The organism is bacterium, from assembly GCA_024228115.1.
In the GTDB taxonomy this organism is placed as follows: Bacteria; Myxococcota_A; UBA9160; order UBA9160; family UBA6930.
The window spans coordinates 1-667 of record JAAETT010000668.1 but is presented as its reverse complement, the minus strand read 5'-3'; the positions used below and the strand labels follow the sequence as shown (position 1 = coordinate 667).

The following is a 667-nucleotide window of genomic DNA, read 5'->3' as shown; positions in this document are numbered from 1 at the left end:
GTTCCTTGACAGCCATCAGTTTCTTGAGTGCTTCGTGGTCAGTGATCACGTAGACCTCCTGACCCCAAAGGATGGCTTTGTACCGCTTCAGAGCCCAGACGATCGCCAATGCCTCCAACTCCGACGCACAATATCTAGTTTCCGGGTCCTTGAGGACCCTACTTCCATAGATGATTGGGCGGAGATGGTTCTTGTAAGTGACGTCTTTCTGCGACAAGATGACACCGAGTCCTTGCTGACTCGCGTCCGTTTCCAGGTAGAATGGACGTGTCATGTCGGGGTAAGCCATTACCCTTGGGCTCGTCAGCTCGTTCTTCAGCTCTTCAAATGCTCGTTGGCAGTCAGCCGTCCAGTTCAGTCGGATCTTCGGATCAAGCTTCAACAGATCGGTTAGCACCTTGGCTTTAGCAGCCATACCAGGGATAAACCGCCGGTAATATGCAACCAACCCGATGAATGACCTGACATCCTTGACCCTTCGTGGAACCGGAAACTTCGCCACGGCTTCCTGGTTACGTGGGTGAGGTTTGACCCCATCGTAACTTGAATGTCGATAGTCGATGTCCCGAGTCGCGGCACCAATATAGTTTTCTGGCAGATCGGATGGGAGCGCGCAAGAGTTGAAGAGGATGGCGGACGTTGCGACCCAAAAAGTGAGAGAATGGAG

General features: G+C 52.8%; 1 protein-coding gene. It reads right to left on the bottom strand.

Annotated elements, in window-relative coordinates; translation table 11 throughout:
* Positions 1-502, bottom strand: a 502-nt coding sequence (locus tag GY937_27665; protein ID MCP5060493.1) for a hypothetical protein, incomplete at its 3' end; no start/stop codon positions are given.
* Positions 503-667 lie beyond the last annotated feature (165 nt).